Below are 19,514 nucleotides of genomic sequence, written 5' to 3'. Positions count from 1 at the left end.
AGGTGGAAAACATGGACATCCAATACGCCCAGACCGCCATCTTCACGCCGTCGGATTTCGCCTTCCCCCACGACGCCATCGCCGCCGAGGCGACGCCCAATACGGAGATGACCCTTCTGGCCGACCTGGACCTCGATCTCCTCAAAGAGGTGCGCTACCAGGGCAGCGTCCGCAACCTTCAGACCCGCCGCCTGGACCTGTACCGGATCACCGAACTCAAGTAGTTTCCAATCCGGAAATGGTCTTTTTGGCCAATCTCGGCGTCAATCTGCACGTTTGCTTGTGCGGCGACCTGCAGGTCGCCTCCGCGCAAACGCTTGATTTCCTTGATATTGACCAAACCGGGACCCGCCGCGAAGCGGTGGGACTGAGCACCCGAAGGGTGTGAAGAAAAATTCTCATTTCCGGATTGGAAACTGGGTTCTACCGGGAAATCATTTCCGGATGGAAACCAAGTAGACTCCCCCGTGGAAATGCCCTCGCCAAATCCGTGAGCGATTTCCGCGCCTGCAAGAAGACCCCGGAATCCCCGGGCGTATCATGAGGGTCCCTGCGCCGCTTCTCTGCTACTGGATGGGGTACGGAGAACGGCAGGCGCCTTCCTTTGAATGAGGCTGTGCCCTCCGACCCTTGTTCTGCACGCTATCTTCGATGCGGAAGCGGGCTGCGCCGAAGGTCCGCAGTCAGTTCGTGCCGCCCGTGACGGTGGTTTTTTGAAGCACCTTCCCCCGCACGCTTCTTTCGACAAAGAGCTCTTCCCCTGAAAAGGGATCCGTGCCGGTGTGGTACATGAGGGTCGAAAAGGTCGATGGGGTGGGTGTGAAAATTTGGACCTGCTCGGGCAAAACCTTCATCCTGGTGCCGGCGAAATCGCTCAACCGCCGCATGTCATCGAGCGAAGAGCCCGGATGCGCGGCCATAAGGTAATAGGTCAGAAAGGCCTTCTGCGGGTTGGTCCGATTCAGCTCGTCAAACAGTCGGAGAAAGGCCTCCAAACGCTCCACTCCCGGTTTCCCCATCAGTGCAAGCACGTGCTCCGCCACATGCTCGGGGGCAATCTTCAGCTGGCCGGACGTGTGGAAGCGGAGGACTTCCTCCAAATACTCCCGCCCGTGCTTCCGGTCGTGAAGGATCAGGTCGTAGCGGAGGCCTGAGCCGATAAAGACCTTGCGGACGTGGGGGAGCGCCCGCAGCGCCCGCAGCAGGCGGATCTGGGGGCCGTGGTCGACCTCGAGATGTTTGCAGACCCGCGGAAAGAGACAGGCCTTGTCGGCGCACGCGCCGCGCACCGCCTTGAGGCCGCATTCGAATCCGTACATATTGGCCGTGGGGCCGCCGACATCGGGGATGATACCCTTGAAATCCGGATGGCGCTCGAAGGAGCACGCCTCGCGCAGGATCGAATCCGGGCTGCGCGAGACCACATGCCTCCCCTGATGGACCGTGATGGCGCAAAAACGGCACTCCCCGTAGCAGCCCCGGTGGGTCCCGATCGAAAACCGGATGGTGTCGAGCGCCGCAACCCGGCCCGCCTTCCGGCAAGACGGATGGCAGGACCGGGTGTAGGGCAGTTCACAGATGCGATCGAGTTCCTCCGGCGACAAGGGCGGCTGAGGCGGATTCTGAATGAGGAACCGCGTATCCTGCCTCTGGCACAGCCGCCTGGCCGTGAACGGGTCCGAATGCTCATAGAAGGTCGTGAACATCCGCGCAAAGGCGTCCCTGTCCCGGCTGACCTCTTCGTGCGAGGGCAGCTCGATGCAGGGACCCATCGGGTCCTGGTCCCCGGACGGAACCTCGCGGCCGATGGTGCAGATGCCGCGGACATTGGTCACGGGCCGCCCCTCGGCGAGGCATGCGGCGATCTCCAGAACGCTCTTTTCCCCCATGCCGTAAACGAGCAGGTCCGCTTTGGCGTCGAAGAGGATCGACCGCCGCACCCTCCCGGTCCAAGCATCGTAGTGGGAGACCCGTCTGAGGCTCGCTTCTATCCCGCCGAGCACGATGGGCCTGGTCCCCTTGAAATGGCGCCGGATCAGATTGGTGTAAACGATCGCGGCCCGGTCCGGGCGGCGGTCGTTCACCCCGCCGTGCGTCATATCGTCCCTCCGCCGGCGCTTCCCCGAGGCCGTATAGTTCGCCACCATCGAATCCACGCATCCGCCGGTGACCCCCCAGAAGAGCGCCGGCTCTCCGAGCCTGCAGATGTCCCCTGCGCTCTCCGGGTCGGGCTGCGCGATGATTCCGACCCTGTAACCGGCCGCGAGAAGCACCCTGCCGATCACGGCGACCCCGATGTGCGGTGAATCGACATAGGCATCTCCGCTGACCAGGATGACATCGAGCGCCTCCCAGCCCAACCGGTCCATCTCCTCGGCCGTCATCGGCAAAACGGGCGTATCTCTAAGCTCGTTCTTCATCCTTTCGACCTGTCCCCCGCTGTCAGTCCTCGATCAACCTGTCAGGAATTTTTACACCGTCCATCGCCCCCACACCGCAGGCATCCTTGATCGAACGGCGAATTAACTATTGCTTTCAAAAGGTTAAAGCCTAAATCCTTTCGTTCCATCGTTTGGCCCGCTGTTTGCTTTGCATGGATGACGCTCGGACCGTTTGCCGGCCACAGGTCTGCGCCACCCCGTTCAGCGCCCGCCGCGAAACCACCGAGGGCGCGCCCGGCGGTTCGAGGCCGTGAGAAAGGCTTTCGGTTCGCGACCTTCAGAGCGGACCCCGTTCCACCCGCGGGATCGAGGGTCCCTCGCGTTTGCAGCAGGGGTCGATCCGAAGGCCACCCCACGGGCTGCTCTGGACATGCTGGACAGATCGATCCGCCAAATGCCCTGGAAACCTATCGAGGCGGAGCGATTCCATCAACCCACTGGAGGCAGGAGGCCCCTGATGCGAAACATACAGATCAAAGACCTCATGGTGCCGCTCACTGAGTATGCGGTGGTCAAAGACGATGCAACCCTCTATGACGTCGTGCTCGCCCTGGAAGAGGCCCAACGGAGGTTCGACCAGAACCGGTACACCCATCGGGCCGTACTGGTGGAAGACAAGACGGGTCGGGTGATTGGAAAGGTGAGCCAGTTGGATCTCTTGAAGGGGCTCGAAACCGGCTACTCCAGGATCGGCGACCTGAGCGGGGTCACCCGGAGTGGCCTCAACCCCGATTTCATCCGCTCCCTCATCAAACAGTACAGCCTCTGGCAGGACCCCCTCGACCAGATCTGCGGGAAGGCCGTCCACATCAAGGTCCGCGACATCATGCACACCCCGGAGGAAGGGGAATACGTCGATCAGGAGGACACCCTCGACAAGGGGATCCATCAGTTGGTGATGGGGCGCAAACAGTCGCTGCTGGTGACGAAGGACGGCCGGATCGTCGGTGTCCTGAGGCTGGTGGACGTCTTCTCGGAGGTCTGCAAGGTCATCAAGGTCTGCAGGATCTAGAAGGAAAGCAACGCGTTGCACGAAGATACCTGCATGACGAGACGCCCGCAGAAGGACGCCATCGGATCCAAATCTGCAGTCAGGTCTTCCGGACGACGGCTGCACAGCATCACCCCATAGCGTGCCGGGCTTCAGGAGGGAAATACCCCCCGTGTCCACACGCCGCCCGCTGGATTTGGGACGGCTCACCAGGTCTCTGCCGCACCGGGCCGCAGATGAACGGATCATTTCCTTACAAGCGAATACACGTGGACCGGGTGATCGATCCCTTTGAGGTTGACCACACCCCGATCGTAAACGGGCCACAGGCCGTCGATCATTTTCCGGGTTTCTTCGCCGATCAGGATATCGCCCCCTGATGCCTGCCCGGCCAGGCGCGCGGCGAGGTTCGTGACCGGTCCGCTCGCGGTGTAGGTCATGCGGGTCTCCAAGGAGCCCGTGAACCGGGTCATGCCGACGAGCGCCGTCCCCGTGTTGATCCCCATGTTCACATGGATGGGCGCAAGGTCGAACCCCAGTTCCGCATTGATCACCCGGTTCCGCTCCTGGATGTCGAAGGCCGCCTTCACCGCGTGCACCGCGTTGGTCTGCGCATCGTCGTCCTTGAAGATGATCATCAGACCGTCCCCGGCGGTCTCGTTAATATCGCCGCTTGACCGGTGGATCGGATCGACGAAGCTCGAGAACATCTTCTCGACGATCTCGTTCACCTCCGCCTCCGGTCGCGAGGAACTCAGGCGGGTGTAGTCCTCGAGGTCCAGGAAGAGGACGCTGACATTGCGCGACTGCTTCTCCCGGCTGAGCATCTCCGGGTTCTGCTCGACCAGGCGCCGGACCGAGTGCGGAACGAAGGGGGACAGATGGGCTAGCATCTGGCTGATGTGGATCTTTTCCTGCGTAATCTCCCAATGCCGCTTTGCACTGAGAAGGGCATTCCCGACGAACTCGGAAAAATCCTTGAGAAAGTAGAAATCCTTGCGGCCGAAGTGGACGCCCGGCAGGGCCACGGCGCTCAGGACGGCTAGGATCCGGTCCCCCACGAAGGCCGGGATGGCCGCTTCGGGCCCGACCGCGACCTTTGACCCGTCATGCCGCACCACGGGCTCGCTTTCGGACACGAGGACCCCCTTTCCCTCGCGGATCGCCTTTTCGATGGCGGGCCGATGCCGTTTACATTGGAGGCAGTTGACCGGCCGGTCGTACAGGGCGCATTGCAGAGGCCGCGTGTACTTGGGTGCATCGGCATCGAGCAGCAGGATGCAGACCTCCATGGCGCTCGGGATCACGTGCCGGATCTCGGTCCGCAATTTTTCGAGCACCTGGTTCACTTCCATCATCCCTGCGATGGTCCGGGCGACCCTGCGCTGCGCCTCGAAACGTTCTCGGTAATATTTTTCCATAACCACCCCACAACCCTTCGGGCGCCCGCCAGACGTCTAAACGATTCAGACGATCGGCTTCACCCGCCAAGGGATCCCTTTCATGCCGGGCGTCCCGAATCAACGTCCGACCCTCGCCGTCGACGTCCGCTGTTGAGTTGAGCCTCTGCCGTGCGGAGGGATGCCGCGCCCCCTTCATCGGCTTTCGAGGCGGATGATCCGGCCGCGGATCCCGTCCCCGGCCTCCAGGATCCCCAGGCTGCGCACACCCCCGGCGATCCATCCGCCCTTGAAACTCCCCGGGTTGAAGTAGAGCACCCCATTCTCCATCTCGTTGAGGACCCGGTGGGTGTGCCCGAAGACCACGGCATCCGCCCCCTCGAAGGCGCCTTGAAGGCGCCCCACGATCCCCCAGGGCGCGCCCCACCCATGGATGAGGCCGATCCGCAGCCCCTCGGCCTCGATTAGCAGCCTTTGGGGCAGCCGCGCCTTGACCGTGCGGTCGTCGCGATTCCCCGCGACCGCCTTGAAGGGCCTCCGCCCGAAGGCCTCCAGGACCTCCAGGGTGCAGATGTCTCCAGCGTGCAGGATCAGGTCGGCCCCGTCGAAATGCTCTTCGACCGCGCGCCGCAGGAAGGCGTCGGGCCGCTTCAGGTGAGTGTCGGCAATAACCCCGATCTTCACGGTTCCTCTCGCAACCAGAAGCCTCTGCGCCGCGCTACAGTTTCAATCCGGTCCGGAACCCCTCGCGGATCGCATCGAGGGCCTTCCGCGGTTCGGAGGCGTCTCCGATCACATAGATCTCCGGCACGAGGCCCTCCAGGGCCGCCGCAAGCCCGCGCTCCGCTCTGGAACCCGCCGCGAGAACGACCGAATCGGCCTTCAGCCGCTCGGCTTCCCCGTCCTTTTCGATCTCCACGAACCCGTCGCCGATCGCCACCGCCTTCGCTCCGGTCAGGACCGTGACCCCGAGGCGCTTCAACTCCGCCATCACGGTCCAGCGGGTGGACTGGCCGATGTCCTTGCCGGCCTTTTTGAGCATCTCCACCACTACGACTTCCTTGATCCCCCGGTCGATGCCGTTCAGGAGCGTTTCGACGCTCTCGGCCCGGTTCGCCATCAGGAAGTGGAGCACCTCGGGCGGCAGGGTCCCTATGCTCGCGAGGTACAGGGCGGTCTCGAGGCCGACAGCGTTGCCTCCGATGACCACCACCCGGCGGCCGACGCCCGCCCTGCCGTCCAGCAGATCCCAGGACTGCACCACATCGGGCCGCTCGATGCCGGGGATCGGCGGCTTCATGGGCCTGGCGCCCGTGGCGATGACGACCGCATCCGGGCGGATCTCCTTGACCGCCGCGACATCGGCGGCCTGCCCCAACCGGACGTCGACCGGCAGCTCGGCCAGATGCGCCGCCAGGTCCCTGGCCGCGGTCACCATCTCGCCCCGCCCCGGGATGAATCGGTTCAACAGAAGCTGACCGCCCAGCCGGTCGGCCTTTTCGAAGAGGATGACCTCGTGCCCGCGCTCGGCCGCTGTGCGGGCGCACTTCATGCCGGCGGGGCCGCCGCCGATCACCACCACCCGCTTCGGCTGCGCGGCGGGCTCGACGCGCCATTGCCCCTCCATCCCGGCCTGCGGGTTCACCAGGCACGTCGCCGGGCGGAAGCTGAAGATGCTGTCGAAGCATCCCTGGTTGCAGCCGATGCAGTGATCGATCAGATGGGCCTTTCCTTCGCGCGCCTTCCGCGGCAGTTCGGGATCGGCCAGCAGGCCCCGCGCCATGGTGACGAGATCGACCCCGCCGCTGCGCAGGATCTCTTCGGCCGTCTCCGGGTCGTTGATGCGGTTGCTCGCCAGGACCGGCACGCCGACCGCCGATTTCACGCCCTGGGCGAGATACACGTAGCCCGCCCGCGGGACGTGCATGGTGAGCTGGGGGATGCGCGTCTCGTGCCATCCGCCCGTCACATTGAAAAGGTCCACGCCCGCCTTCTCCAAAGCCGCCGCAAAAGCGCGCGCCTCTGCGTTCCCGTTCCCGCCCTCCATGAAATCATTCCCCGCCAGCCGCATGATGATCGGGTAGTCCGGACCCACCGCGCGCCGCACCTTCTCGACCACCTCCACCCCGAAGCGCATCCGGTTTTCGAGCGACCCCCCGTAGCGGTCTTCGCGCAGGTTGGTGAGCGGGGAAAAGAACTGGCTGATCAGATAACCGGCGCTCCCGAGGATCTCCACGGCGTCGAACCCCGCCTTCCGCGCCCGGACCGCCGCTTCGGCGAAATGCTCCTGCACCTCCGGGATCTCCGCCAGATCGAGCGCGCGAGGGGTCTCTCCGGTCAGCCGGGAGCGCACGGCCGAGGCGGAAAACGGCTGTCTCCCGCCGATCATAGCCGAATGGGTGTACCGCCCCGCCTGGTAGAGCTGAGCCGCAATCCTGCCGCCCGCATCGTGCACCGCCGACGTTAGCCGCTCGAGCCCAGGCAGAAAGCGGTCTTCGTGAAGGCAGATCATGTTCGCCATGCCGGCGTTTTCGTCGATCGGGCACCCTCCTACGATGATCAGGCCCACACCGCTCCGGGCCCTCGGGACATAGAAATCGATCAGGCGGTCCGTCACGGTGCCCTCGGGGGTGTATCCGAGGTGCATGGCCGTCATGACGATCCGGTTCTGAAGATTCAAGCCGTTGATGCTTACAGGGGAAAAAAGATGGGGGAATTGCATGCGTTCTCCTCCTCGATGGTCTGGCGGCATTCAAAAACGGGGGTTATAAACAGGGACGCGGATGGCCTTGGAGGCGATCCGGCAGCCCAAAAGCGCCATTCGGGCCGAAGCGCCCGAATCCGGGTGGTCGAGCGGCCTGCATCCACCCCTCGATGAACGGCTCGAGCCGCCTTCCAAGGGCGGCCGAATGTGCCCTCACGCCCGACGGCCGTTCCCGGCGGAGGCCGCCTCAGGGCATGGCGATGGAAATGCGGGTGGCGAGGCCTGCCCGAGAGCATCCGATTGGGAGGGCCCGTTCACCCCGGATCACCCGTCGACGGCTGATATCGGATTATAGGCGCAAGAGCCGGCATCGGCAAGGGATTTGCTTCCACTCGGACTGTGCCGCGGCCGCTTCCAGGCGGTGACCTAGTGAAGCGTGAGGTCGTCGGGATCATCCGGCATTTCGCGGAGATAACGTCTTTTCCTTATCCATGCCCTCACAAACGCATAGACAGAGGCGAGGGCAGCCAGGAGGAAGAGGATCTCGTAGAGGTGGCCGCTCAGGTAGCTCAGCCACGACACGCCGGCCCGCAGGTCATCCCGCCACTCCTTCTCGAACCTCCCCGGGGTCAGGAGAAAATCCCGTTCGATCACCTCCTCGAGCTCCGCTCCGGAGGCCATCGAGGCGAGGATCCCCATCAGGGCCTCCCGCCCGTAGCGCTCCACGATATAGAGAACAACCGATTTGCTCTGCTCATAAGCCAAACGGAGCGGATATTCCTCCAGCGGGAATCCGCCTTCGAGATGGCGCAGCGGGATGAGGCGCCCGGAGAGCACGGCCTGATCCAGCAGACCCGCTCTTTGATCCATCACAATCTCGCTGACGCCGTCGGTCGCCCACTGGCAGACACCCTCGTCGAACCACCTCGGCAGCGGGACCTCCGTGATCCGGCTGTGCAGCAGCAGATGACACATCTCGTGCTTGAGGATGGTCTCGAGGCTGAAGGGCTTCTCGAAGCCACGGGAGCACTCCATCACGATCAGGTTCCTCGCCGGGACCGCGAAGGCCACGATCACCCGGCTCTGCGTCGAGCGCTCGAAGGCCGCCCTGTCGGCCGTCAACAAGACGTCGGGAGGAGTCGTCACCCTCCAGCCGAACACCGCCTCCAATTCCGCGTTCGCCGCCGGGTATGCCGAAAGGACCTCCCTGGCGCGTTCTTCGAGGCCCGGTTCGTAGTGGACCCGCAAGAAAGGGGATTCGATGGCCTCGAGCGGACCGCTTCGCCCCCACGCACTCCCCATCATGCAGAGGCTGATGAGCATACAGAGAATCAGGTAGATAGAATTCGAGGGGCGCGCCATGCCGCCTTCCGCCTTTCTTCCGCGTTGACCATCGTCCGCCGCTTCTCCGGCTGCCCATGCAAGACCCCGGTCGCCTTCGCCGCTTATCAGGCGGCCGATGCGAGACCCCGGTCGCCCTCTCGTCGGCATCCGGCATCACGCACCGGCTCGGGGTCTGGAGCCTTTTCGGCGGGCGACCAGGAAATGGGCTTGAAAAGCCCCGGACCATTCCGTAGGATGCCTTGGGCCGTCGAGGAGCCGTTCTTCGCCGTCCCGAACGGCCTCAACCTCCCATGAACCGGGTAAAACTCATGCCAGCGACCGCTATGGGTATCGATCGCCTCCGCGAAGGCGAATGGAAGAAGTTCAAGAGCCGGAACCTGCTTCTACTGGCCAACCAGGCCTCTGTGGATCGCCGCCTCGAACCGTCCTGGAGCGTCATCGCACAGACGCTCCCGGGGCGCCTCAAGGGACTCCTTGGACCGCAGCATGGCTTCGGAGGAGAAGATCAGGACAACATGGTCGAAACCCCCCATGCCCGGGACGAGGAGACCGGCCTCCCGGTCTACAGCCTTTACGCCGAGACCCGGGCCCCGCTTCCCTTTATGCTCGAGGGGGTCGACTGCCTGATGGTCGATTTGCAGGACGCCGGGACAAGGGTCTACACCTTCGCCTCTACCCTGCTCAACTGCATGCGGGCGGCCGCCGACGCCGGCGTCGGCCTGGCCGTCCTCGACCGGCCGAACCCCCTCGGAGGGCGGGTGATCGAAGGCAATCTCCTGCAGGAGGCCTTCTTCTCGTTTGTCGGCCCGGCCCGACTTCCCATGCGCCACGGCTTGACCATGGGCGAGATGGCCCTTCTCTTCAAAGAGGCCTTCTCCATCGATTGTGACCTCGAGATCATCCCCATGGGGGGCTGGGAGCGGCGAATGCTGTGGCCCGACACGGGTCTTCGCTGGCTCATGCCTTCACCCAACATGCCGCTCTTCGAAACGGCGCTTGTCTACCCCGGGCAGGTCGTCCTCGAGGGAACCAACCTGTCCGAAGGACGCGGAACGTGCCGCCCGTTCGAGATCTTCGGCGCCCCTTACATCGACCGGAAGGCGGTCCTGGAGGCCCTCAGCCCGGCATGCCGCCAGGGCATCCGCCTTCAGCCCTTCACCTTCCGCCCCACCTTCAACAAATGGCACCATCGACTGTGCAAAGGGTTCATGATCCACGTACTCGACCCCGGCCTCTACGAACCCTACCTCACCTCCCTCGCCCTCATCCAGTGCATTGCGAAGATTCACCCCGGCGATTTTGCCTGGAAAGAGCCTCCCTATGAATACGAGTACAAAAAAAAGCCCATTGATTTGATCATGGGCGATGATGAATTCCGAAAAGACCTGGAGAATGGCATCCCCGTCAACCGGTTGAAGGAGCGCTGGCATCCGGATCTCTCCGATTACGGGGAATGGCGCCGGCCTTTTCTGCTCTATGCCTGAAGGCCCGGGCCGCCGGCCCGGGCCCTCCCCTGCCGCTCCTGCCGTCCTCCCCATCGATCAGGGGGATGCCTTTCCCCGACGTCACTTCGATTGCTGCCCGCCGCTGATCCAGCGGTCTATGGCCTCTTTGTCGAACCGCCACACCCGGCCGATGCGAATGGCAGGAATCTTGCCTTCGGCGGCGTATTTGCAGATGGTAATTTCGTGAAGCTTGAGATATTTTGCCAGTTCCTTTGTTGTCATAATCTGAGGCATGATGGTCTCCTGAATATTGCTGGATTTACGGCTGCAATTCATAGTCATTGTATTAAATATCTGGAAGTTCTACCTTTTTAATATTAGCCCGTATAAACATCAAAGTCAATAGAAAATCCTGCATCCGCAAAGAGAGAGACCCTAAAATCGAATTTCTAATCTATAATGTATTTTATAATGCTATAATTCACAATATTCGAAAGAATCCCCCGTCGCTTCACAAAACAGGCCGTCCTACGGCGCCGGGATTTATGCTTGACGCATGGCCACCCGCCTTTTATAAGGGGAGCGGGAAACATTCGGCCTGGTTATTTTGTTTCCATCCGGAAATGGTCTTTTTGGCCAATCTCGGCGTCGATCTGCACGTTTGCTTGTGCGGCGACCTGCAGGTCGCCTCCGCGCAAACGCTTGATTTCCCTGATATTGGCTAAACCGGGACCCGCCGCGAAGCGGTGGGACTGAGCACGCGCAGCGTGTAAAGAAAAATCCTCATTTCCGGATTGGAAACCGGGCTCTACCGGAAAATCATTCCCGGATGGGATCTATTTTTTCAAATCCACAACGAAAGGCCGTGGCGCAGCCGCAGGCCGCCTGCGGAGATGGTTCCGATTCAGATTCCAAAACCGGCATTGCCTTCATCGCCCGCCGGCCGCACCTGCCGAACGGGGCCTCACCCTCTCCGGGAGCTTGAATGACCCGTTCCGACGAGCGCAAGATGACGACAACAGCCCATCGGCCCGGCCGGTTTCTTCTTTGGCGGACGAATGGCTTGACGCACGCCGGCAAGTGGATCTTCACCTATGTGTTGATCGGCCTGATCGCGGGGTTCGGATCCATTGCGTTCCAGTATCTCTGCCAGGTCGGTTCCTATTTTTTCCTCGACATGCTGGCTGGTTATCGCCCGCCCGCCCCCGTTGGAGAATCCCATCTTTTCCCGCCTTCAGGGACGCCCTTCACCCGCTGGATGCTCCTGGTCGTGCCGGTCATCGGCGGTCTGATCAGCGGATGGCTGGTATATACCTTCGCACCCGAAGCGGAAGGCCACGGCACGGATGCCGCCATCGATGCCTACCACAACAAGGGCGGATTCATCCGCGGACGCATCCCCATCATCAAGACCCTCGCCTCGGCGGTCACCATCACCTCCGGCGGTTCGGGGGGCCGTGAGGGCCCTATCGCCCAGATCGGCGCCGGCTTCGGCTCCTTCCTGGCCACCAGGCTGAAACTCTCGGATCGGGAACGCCGCATCATGCTCGCAGCCGGCATCGGCGCCGGCGTGGGCAGCATCTTCCGTGCGCCTATGGCCGGAGCGCTCTTCGCCGCAGAAGTGCTCTACCGCGAACCGGAGTTCGAATCGGAGGTCATCATACCGGCCGGCATTTCATCCGTCGTCGCTTACTGCGTCTTCTGCCTCTTTTTCGGCTGGGGCTCCCTCTTCCACTCCGATGACTTCGTCTTCCGCAACCCGCTAGAACTCGGTCCTTACATCGTTCTGGCCTTCGTCCTCGTGGCCGGCGGCGTCCTCTACATCAAGTCCTTTTATGGCGTCCAGAAGGTTTTTAAACGCCTCGAGATACCCAATCACTTCAAGCCCGCCCTTGGGGGGCTGTGCACCGGCATCATAGGCTTCTTCCTGCCGGCGACCCTCTCTTTCGGATACGGCTATGCGCAGATGGCGCTGGAAAACGAGCTTTCCATTCTCTTCCTTCTCGGCCTGGCCTTCGGAAAAATCCTGACCACCTCCTTTTCCATCGGCTCGGGGGGCAGCGGCGGGGTCTTCGGCCCGTCGGTCGTGATCGGCGGCGCCCTGGGGGGCGCGGTCGGAAAAGCCTTTCACGCGCTGCTGCCCGGCATCGTCACCGCGCCGGGGGCCTTCGTCATCGTCGGCATGGCGGGCTTTTTCGCGGCGGTCTCCAAGGCCCCTATCTCCACCATCATCTTCGTGAGCGAGATGACGAATTCCTATCACCTCCTCCTCCCGAGTCTGCTCGTCTGCTCGCTCGCCTTTCTGCTGTCCAAACGATGGACCATCTATGTCAAACAGCCGCTGAACCGCGTTTCATCGAACGCCCACCGCGGGGACTTCTTCGTCGACGTCCTCGAGTCCATCCGGGTGCGCGAACTCCTTCCCTCTCTCCGGAAGGTGCGCCTCATCCCGGAAAACATGACCTTCAGCGAGTTCCGCGAGATCTTCCGATCCAGCCAGCAGCACTATTTCCCCGTCGTCAACGAACGGAAGGAACTCACCGGGATCTTTTCCATCAACGACGTCCGCAGCGTCCTCTTCGACGACGAAATCGGGGAACTGGTCCGGATGAAGGATATCGCGACGACCGAGCTCATCACGGCGACCCCTTCGGAAGACATCAACTCCGTGCTCAAGAAATTCACGGTCCGCAACCTTCAAAGACTCCCGGTCGTCAAGGACGATGACCCCGGGTTTTTGCTGGGGATGCTGGATCGGCGAGAGGTGATCGAATATTACAACCTTCGGGTACAGGCCATCAAACAGCGTGAGGGAGAGCCGGAAAAACAGCCCGCCGAACGTGAGGCGTCGCGCCTGAAGGCAGTTTCCGTCGGCATGGCCATGAACCGCCAGGTCGAAACCATCCCGGCGGCCAAGACATTCGAATCCCTCTCCGACTTTCTTCGCACGCGCCGATTCAGCGCCTATCCCATAGTCGACCAGGAAGGCCGGCTGCAGGGGATCCTGTCGCTTTCGGACATTTTCAAGGCCTCCAAAAACCCGCGGCACCCCCTGACGGCCGGAGATATCGCCACCCCTGGCCCCGTCACCGTCACGGAGGAGGACACGCTTTACACGGCCTTGAACAGGCTGTCGAAGGGTGATTTCGCCATTCTTCCCGTTGTCGACCGGGAAAACCCCAGTCGCGTGGTCGGCATAATCAGCCGTCGAGACATCCTGAAGGCCTTTGACGACCTGTTTTTCAAAAAGACAGTCGCCCATGATGCAAAGAGGTAAGCTATTCGGCCCCTTGATCGCCCTATTCATCCTGGCGACCCTGATGCTTCCAGGATGCGGCGGGAGATCGCTGCAAACGGAAAACACCGACGACCTCTGCGAACTGTTCCGCCGCCAGGGGGGATGGTATCCCGCAGCCGCGGCCGCCCGCCATCGCTGGGGGATCTCCATCCCGATCATGATGTCCATCATCCGCCAGGAATCGCGCTTCGCGGCCGAGGCCAAGCCGCCGCGCACCCGCTGCCTCTGGGTCTTCCCCGGCCCGCGGCCCTCGTCGGCGTATGGGTATGCCCAGGCAGGGGACGCGGCCTGGGAGGATTACAAGAAGTGGACCGGCCGGGGAGGGGCAGACCGGGACGATTTTGAGGACGCCGTCGATTTTGTCGGCTGGTATTGCCACATGAGCCATATCCGCTGCGGCATCGCCAAATCCGATGCATATCGCCTGTATTTGGCGTATCATGAGGGGCACGGTGGATACAACCGCAGGACCTACGCAGGGAAGACCTGGCTGCAGAACGTGGCGGCGAAGGTCGCAAGACAGGCCCGGGCGTATGCAGACCAGCTGGCGGTCTGTGAACCCGCCCTCGAGAAGCGGCGATCCTGCTGCCTGTGGCCTTTTTGAGCGCGGTCGCGGATGCATGCGGGCGCGGCCATGCACGCGCCGGTCCGTGCTGCGCGGCTCAGAGGGCATCTGTTCACCCTCCTGAAAGATGGAGAACCTACCCCCGAGGAGCAAAGCGATGAAAGTGATCGAACTGGATCAGAGAAGCGGAGAGGAAGTGGCCCTGGCCGAGTACCCCGACGACGAGAAGGGAACCAGGCAAGCCGCTGCCAAGGTGGAAGAACTGCAGAAGAAGGCCGCCAAAGAGGGGAAGGATTACCTGCGCTATTGGGCGGCCGACTGAGCCGTCGGCCGGGTTCACGCCTCCGCCCGGGACGCACCGCTCAGCGTCGATCGAGTGCCTTCCGGAGGCTTTGCCACGGCAGGGTGTTCAGGACGTTCTCCGGCTCGAGCCAGCCGCGCCTCGCCTGATCGATGCCGAAGCGCATGAAATCCAGGTCCGAAGCGCGGTGGGCGTCGGTGGAGACGGCCACACGCAGCCCCATCCCCTTCGCCTCCCGGCAGGCCTGATCGTCGAGGTCGAGGCGGTCGGGGCAGGCATTCAACTCGAGGAAGCAGCCTCTCTCGAGGGCGGCCTGCATGACCTTCTCGAGATCCATCTCGTAGGACGGGCGTTCGCCGATCAGGCGCCCGGTCGGATGCGCCAGGATGTGCACACAGGGGTTATCCATCGCTCGGATGATCCGGGCCGTCTGCCGCTCGCGTGAAAGGGCCCGATCATAGTGGACGGAAGCCACCACCAGGTCGAGTTCCCTCAGGATCTCGTCGGGAAGATCGAGTGATCCGTCACGCAGGATGTCGACCTCGATCCCTTTCAACAGGCGGAAGCCTTTGAAGCGCGCGTTCAGTGCATCGATGCGCGCCATCTGGTCGGCCAGCCGGCGCTCGTCGAGGCCCTTCGCCATGCTGACCCGCCTGGAGTGGTCCGTCACGGCAAGGTACGCGTACCCGTTCCTGCGCGCGGCCTCCGCCATCTCCTCGAGCGAGGCCTGGCCGTCGGTATCCCGGGTATGGATGTGGAGATCCCCCTGGATGTCGCTCAGCCTCACCAGCCGCGGAAGAGCACCCGCCTCGGCCGCCTCCAGTTCACCGCGGTTCTCCCGCAGTTCCGGTTCGATGTAGGGAAGACCGACCGACTCGTAGACCGACTGTTCCGTCCTGCCCGCAATGCGTTTCGACTCTTTGTAGACGCCGTATTCGTTGACCTTGAAGCCCCTCTGGATGGCGCGCTTGCGCACCGCGATATTGTGGGCCTTCGACCCGGTGAAGTAGTGCAGCGCCGCCCCGTAGCTCACCTGGGGCACGACGCGCAGATCCACCTGGAGGCCCGACCGGAGGAGGACGGTGGAGCGTGTCCCGCCCTTCGATAGGACCTTCCGGACATCCTCGTAGGACACGAAACGCTCCATCACCCGGGCGTCCTTCCGGCACGTCACGAGGATGTCCAGGTCGCCGATCGTCTCCTGACGCCGCCGAAAGCTGCCGGCGATGATGACATTCTTCATCCCCTCCCCAGCCTTCAGATACCGAAGGAGCGGCTCCGCCCGTTTCTCCGCCTCGGCGAGCTTCAGGCGCCGTTCACCGCCCCGGTGCTCTTTGAGCCCTTCCAGGATCTCCGCCTCGATCTTCGCCCCGAACCCCTCGAGTTCCCTGATCCGGCCTTTTTCCGCCGCCTCCTGCAGCTCCCCGAGGCTCGAGACCCCCAACCGCCGGTAGATCACCTGTACACGTTTCGGTCCGAGCCCGGGGAGCTTCATCATCTCGACCAGGTCCGGGCTGAGGCGCTCCTCGAGGGCCTCCAGCTGCGGCGAGCGTCCGGTCCGTACGATCTCCTCGATCTTCCCGGCCAGGTCCTTGCCGATCCCGGGGAGTTCCGTCAAGTCCTCCCCGGCGGCGACCATCTCGGAGATCTCACGTGAGAAACCGGAGAGCGATCGGGCGGCATTTCGATAGGCACGCACCCGGAACGGATTGGCACCCTCGATGTCGAGAAGATCACCCATCTCCTGAAAGATGCGAGCTATATCACTGTTTTGAATAGCCATTACCTAATTCTCCAGAAGGTGTTCCAGAGGTCTCTTCGTTCCGGTACACGGCCTGACGGACACCACGGCCCCTCACCACCAAATCGGCGTCGGCCTGGAGCCGTGCATCCGCCCACCGCTAAACCCTGCTTCGTCAAAAGCCGTGGGCATTCGATTTCAACAGGAGCATTGGATCGAAGGCTTCCTCCCACGGCCGTAAAAACGGGCTCCGGTGCAAATAATTCTCCAGTATGCGTGCGATTTTCATCTGAGTGATTATACCTGATATATCTGCCAACGCACGCTCTTATCCGCATCCTTCTGCATGAGGGTTGGAGGTGGCGAGCGGACAGCGCCCTTCAGCATCGCATCGCCGTGATGCGTCTAGAACCAGGCAGCGCTCAGCGGCATGGCAGCCATGTCTGCAACAAGCTCCCGGCAGCCTTGCCATGGCGGCCCCGGCTGAGGCGCAGGATGGAAAAGCAGAGACGAGACAAGGAAAAGGAGGCGACACATGTCGGCGCGCGTCCATGAAATGGCCTCGTTCAGGAACCGGCATCACGTCTTCGAGGATCGCTTCGAGGCAGGTAAGGTGCTCGCCCGGATGCTCCTGACGGAATTCAAAGACCGTGAAGACGCCATCGTCCTGGCCATCCCCTCTGGCGGTGTACCCGTCGGGCTCACCATCAGCCGCGAATTGCAGCTTCCTTTCGATCTGATGCTGGTGAGGAAACTGCAGATCCCCGGAAACACGGAGGCGGGTTTCGGCGCCCTGACACTCGACGGCAGCCTCTTCCTGAACCAGGAACTTCTCGCATACATCCGGCTGTCCGAACATGACATAGAGCAAGAGCGCCGCACGGTCGAAGCCGAGCTTCAAAAACGCAACCAGCGCTTCAGGGGCGGCGCCCCGCCGCCCGTTCTGGAAAACAAGACCGTCCTTCTGGCCGATGACGGCCTGGCCTCCGGCTTCACCATGATGGCCTCGATCCATTCGGCCAAACGCCGTAAAGCCAAAAGCGTCGTGGTCGCCGTGCCGACCGCACCGCTCAGAACCATCGGGCGTATTCAGGAGTTGACGGACGCCGTGTATTGCCCCAATATTCGAGAGGAGCACTCATTTGCCGTGGCCGCGGCCTATAAATTCTGGTATGATCTGAGTCACGAGGACGTCCTCGAGCTTCTCGACCGCCGTGGAGAACCTGATAGCCCCGGCCTCGCTTAAGGCTCCGCCCTCGTTGGAAGCGACGGTATGCATCGCTCTGGAAGGGAATATTCCCAAGGAGTTTCTTCATGAAGGACCGTCGGGCGGTGCACCCGCATTTTTGCGACGGCCTTGGGATACGCAAGGCCTGAAACCTCAACGAGTAGTCATCCGGAAACGTTTTCTCGTTACAACCCCGTTTCCAATGCGGAAATGAGGATTTTTCGCCAATATCCAGGAAATCCAACGTTTGCGCGGAGGCGCCCTGACGGTCGCCCCACAAGCAAACACGCAGATGAACCGCGAGATTGGCAAAAAGGACCATTTCCCGATGGAAACCAACCAGGAAAGGAGATTGCGATATGGCAGAAAACAAGACGACTCCTGCTCATTGCCCAGGATTCCAGAGCTTCCGCAACCTTACATCTTTTACCTGCAAGTGCCCGGAGTGCGGCAAAGAAGTCGAGGTCTTCTCCGACGAATTCGATCGTCCGCACAAGTGCAAGGGTTGCGGCAATCCGATCGACTTCACCCGCTGCAGCATCGAAGGCGCCGCAAAGGACCCGAGTCCGCGCTGATTCGACGTCTTGACCTAGACGGTATATCGTTCATCCGCCTGGACGACGAGCTGCCCGCGGATGATGGGTCGCCGTTTTCCCGTCGTCGCCACGTGCAAGCTCCGTCCCGGCGGACGGACCGTCTTTTGACGAATTCCCTTCTCTATAATTTGGCGAAGAAACAGCGAGGGGATCGAGCACAAGCCCCACGATCACGCCTACACCAAGGGATCCGACAACGGTTAGGCCCGTAAATACGGCGACATAGAGCCAACCGAAGAACGTGATCATCAGAGGCAAAAGGAAAGGCTTCACCGAACCGCTGGCCTTTCCTTCAAACCCCGTCCCCTTTCCTGCCCGAATTCGGCGTCCCCCCATGCAGCCGTGCATTCTTGAGAACCATCGCCCCCAGTTCGGCGCCGAGATGCTTCGCGATGACGGGGCATTTCACCTTGAGAAGGAAAAACAAGGGGCCCGTCTCCTCTGAGAGCGTCTCGAAATTGCCCTGCCCCTTGCTGATGATGAGATCCGCCTCCTCGTATGCGCGCAGAAAATCCTCCGAGCACCCGGACAGGATCGTCCCGGGCGCGTAGCATCCCGAAGGGAGAATCCGCGCTACCGCATCGAGCCCGCTTCTTCGCGCATCCTCATCCGTGGCGTCGTTGATGACGGGGATGTCCCGCACGACGTAGGTCGTCTCCTTCTCCATCGTTTCGATCAGGACCCGGTCAAAGACCGTCTCCCCGGCATTGTCGCCCAGGTAAACGACGCTCCGCGCCTTTGCGAGCGTCTCCCGGAAGGAGGCGAAGTGATCGATGGCGAGCCGTTTGTCGAAGACCTCCTCCATCGCCGCATCGAGGTCGAATTCGGTGGACGCGCCAAAGTCGATCAGATTCCCCACGATCGCGATCCTCACCGCCGCCTCCAGCGGATCCTCGGCCTCTTCGACGGCACGCTTCAGATTCGTGTACCGCGAAAGCGCGTTCTCGATGCTCTCCTTCTTGAGCTGTGCAAAGGGATCCTGGACGCCGGTGATCTTTTTGACCAGCGCGTAGACCCGGGTCGCCATCTCGGGCGGCGAGCTCTCCATGGATATATCGGGGATCAGGCGCGCCACCCCGTCGAGGACCTCCTTGATCCGCCTGTCGTCGGTGGTGGCCGCGCCCGCTGCGAACAGCGCCTGCTTCAGGAAGCACGGGATGCATTCAAGATAGGTTTTCATCAGTCGATTGTTTCCTTTCTCGGACGACGCAAAGGCGGCATCGATGGAAAAAAGCCCCTCTGCAAAGGGTCCTGTCCGCCGACCAAGGTACAACGCCGGCGCTCATCCTGCAAGGGGAGTCTGAGAATCCCGGCGCGGTGCATGCTCCCGGGCATCGAAGATCTGCGGCGTGCCTGCATGGAATCCTTCCGGCGCCCCCTGCACATCGAAGGTTCTTCCCTTGAAGCGAGAAATTAGGTTGCATCAGCCGTTTATGTCCGCTAGTTAATATCCATCCGGA

The 19,514-nt window shown here is 62.1% G+C and carries 16 protein-coding genes and 1 pseudogene; 9 read left to right on the top strand and 8 right to left on the bottom strand.

Going from position 1 to position 19,514, the window contains the following annotated elements:
* Both H567_RS0117265 and H567_RS28655 read left to right on the top strand, forming a co-directional pair.
* Positions 1-224: pseudogene (locus H567_RS0117265) on the top strand (hydrolase); the annotation flags it as partial.
* Positions 225-247: 23 nt separating this feature from the next.
* Positions 248-388: a hypothetical protein gene (locus H567_RS28655; RefSeq protein ID WP_153306239.1), complete on the top strand. Its 141-nt coding sequence runs from the start codon at positions 248-250 to the stop codon at positions 386-388.
* Positions 389-683: 295 nt separating this feature from the next.
* Here the strand turns inward: H567_RS28655 and H567_RS0117255 are convergent, their stop codons facing one another.
* Complete coding sequence (locus H567_RS0117255) at positions 684-2,420, bottom strand: YgiQ family radical SAM protein (RefSeq protein WP_028322347.1); 1,737 nt, start codon at positions 2,418-2,420, stop codon at positions 684-686.
* Positions 2,421-2,898: 478 nt separating this feature from the next.
* Here H567_RS0117255 and H567_RS0117250 point away from each other — a divergent pair, with 478 nt between their 5' ends.
* Positions 2,899-3,453: a CBS domain-containing protein gene (locus H567_RS0117250; protein WP_028322346.1), complete on the top strand. Its 555-nt coding sequence runs from the start codon at positions 2,899-2,901 to the stop codon at positions 3,451-3,453.
* A gap of 224 nt (positions 3,454-3,677) precedes the next feature.
* Here the strand turns inward: H567_RS0117250 and H567_RS0117245 are convergent, their stop codons facing one another.
* The 4 genes from H567_RS0117245 to H567_RS0117230 all read right to left on the bottom strand — a co-directional run bounded on the left by H567_RS0117245 (position 3,678) and on the right by H567_RS0117230 (position 8,898).
* Positions 3,678-4,853 carry an adenylate/guanylate cyclase domain-containing protein gene (locus H567_RS0117245; RefSeq protein WP_028322345.1) on the bottom strand — a complete coding sequence of 392 codons (1,176 nt, stop codon included), beginning with the start codon at positions 4,851-4,853 and terminating at the stop codon, positions 3,678-3,680.
* A gap of 174 nt (positions 4,854-5,027) precedes the next feature.
* Positions 5,028-5,516, bottom strand: coding sequence for a metallophosphoesterase family protein (locus tag H567_RS0117240; protein WP_028322344.1), 489 nt, complete (start codon positions 5,514-5,516; stop codon positions 5,028-5,030).
* A gap of 34 nt (positions 5,517-5,550) precedes the next feature.
* Positions 5,551-7,554 (bottom strand): oxidoreductase, encoded by a 2,004-nt coding sequence (locus H567_RS0117235; protein ID WP_028322343.1) that lies wholly within the window; start codon positions 7,552-7,554, stop codon positions 5,551-5,553.
* Positions 7,555-7,962: 408 nt separating this feature from the next.
* The gene (locus tag H567_RS0117230; protein WP_028322342.1) at positions 7,963-8,898 is read right to left on the bottom strand and encodes a peptidase MA family metallohydrolase; all 936 of its coding nucleotides are present in this window, start codon (positions 8,896-8,898) and stop codon (positions 7,963-7,965) included.
* Between the two features lie 290 nt (positions 8,899-9,188).
* Between H567_RS0117230 and H567_RS0117225 the strand changes: the two genes are divergently transcribed.
* Complete coding sequence (locus tag H567_RS0117225) at positions 9,189-10,364, top strand: exo-beta-N-acetylmuramidase NamZ family protein (RefSeq protein WP_028322341.1); 1,176 nt, start codon at positions 9,189-9,191, stop codon at positions 10,362-10,364.
* An 81-nt stretch (positions 10,365-10,445) separates the two neighbouring features.
* Here H567_RS0117225 and H567_RS25685 read toward each other — a convergent pair whose 3' ends face one another.
* Positions 10,446-10,619 (bottom strand): helix-turn-helix domain-containing protein, encoded by a 174-nt coding sequence (locus tag H567_RS25685; protein ID WP_208598413.1) that lies wholly within the window; start codon positions 10,617-10,619, stop codon positions 10,446-10,448.
* Positions 10,620-11,334: 715 nt separating this feature from the next.
* On the opposite strand from H567_RS25685, the gene H567_RS25675 reads away from it, so the two are divergent.
* The 3 genes from H567_RS25675 (at position 11,335) to H567_RS28650 (ending at position 14,510) form a co-directional block, all read left to right on the top strand.
* Positions 11,335-13,602 (top strand): chloride channel protein, encoded by a 2,268-nt coding sequence (locus H567_RS25675; protein WP_435051122.1) that lies wholly within the window; start codon positions 11,335-11,337, stop codon positions 13,600-13,602.
* Positions 13,586-14,227, top strand: coding sequence for a transglycosylase SLT domain-containing protein (locus H567_RS25670; protein WP_035254931.1), 642 nt, complete (start codon positions 13,586-13,588; stop codon positions 14,225-14,227). Before H567_RS25675 ends, H567_RS25670 begins: the two co-directional genes overlap by 17 nt.
* Positions 14,228-14,345: 118 nt before the next feature.
* A complete protein-coding gene (locus tag H567_RS28650; protein ID WP_153306238.1) occupies positions 14,346-14,510 on the top strand; it encodes a hypothetical protein in 165 nt (54 codons plus the stop codon).
* A 40-nt stretch (positions 14,511-14,550) separates the two neighbouring features.
* Here H567_RS28650 and polX read toward each other — a convergent pair whose 3' ends face one another.
* Positions 14,551-16,272 (bottom strand): DNA polymerase/3'-5' exonuclease PolX, encoded by a 1,722-nt coding sequence (gene polX / locus H567_RS0117190; protein WP_028322340.1) that lies wholly within the window; start codon positions 16,270-16,272, stop codon positions 14,551-14,553.
* A gap of 493 nt (positions 16,273-16,765) precedes the next feature.
* Between polX and H567_RS0117185 the strand changes: the two genes are divergently transcribed.
* On the top strand, positions 16,766-17,476 hold the full coding sequence (locus tag H567_RS0117185) for a phosphoribosyltransferase (RefSeq protein WP_028322339.1): 711 nt from the start codon (positions 16,766-16,768) through the stop codon (positions 17,474-17,476).
* A 341-nt stretch (positions 17,477-17,817) separates the two neighbouring features.
* Entirely contained in the window at positions 17,818-18,033 is a 216-nt protein-coding gene (locus H567_RS0117180; protein WP_028322338.1) for a hypothetical protein, read from the top strand.
* Between the two features lie 313 nt (positions 18,034-18,346).
* On the opposite strand, the gene H567_RS25665 is transcribed toward H567_RS0117180, so the two are convergent.
* Positions 18,347-19,234 (bottom strand): damage-control phosphatase ARMT1 family protein, encoded by an 888-nt coding sequence (locus H567_RS25665; RefSeq protein ID WP_051185068.1) that lies wholly within the window; start codon positions 19,232-19,234, stop codon positions 18,347-18,349.
* Positions 19,235-19,514: the final 280 nt, after the last annotated feature.

Origin of the sequence: Desulfatiglans anilini DSM 4660 (genome assembly GCF_000422285.1) — a bacterium.
In the GTDB taxonomy this organism is placed as follows: Bacteria; Desulfobacterota; DSM-4660; order Desulfatiglandales; family Desulfatiglandaceae; genus Desulfatiglans; species Desulfatiglans anilini.
This window is presented reverse-complemented; position numbering and strand designations above follow the sequence as displayed.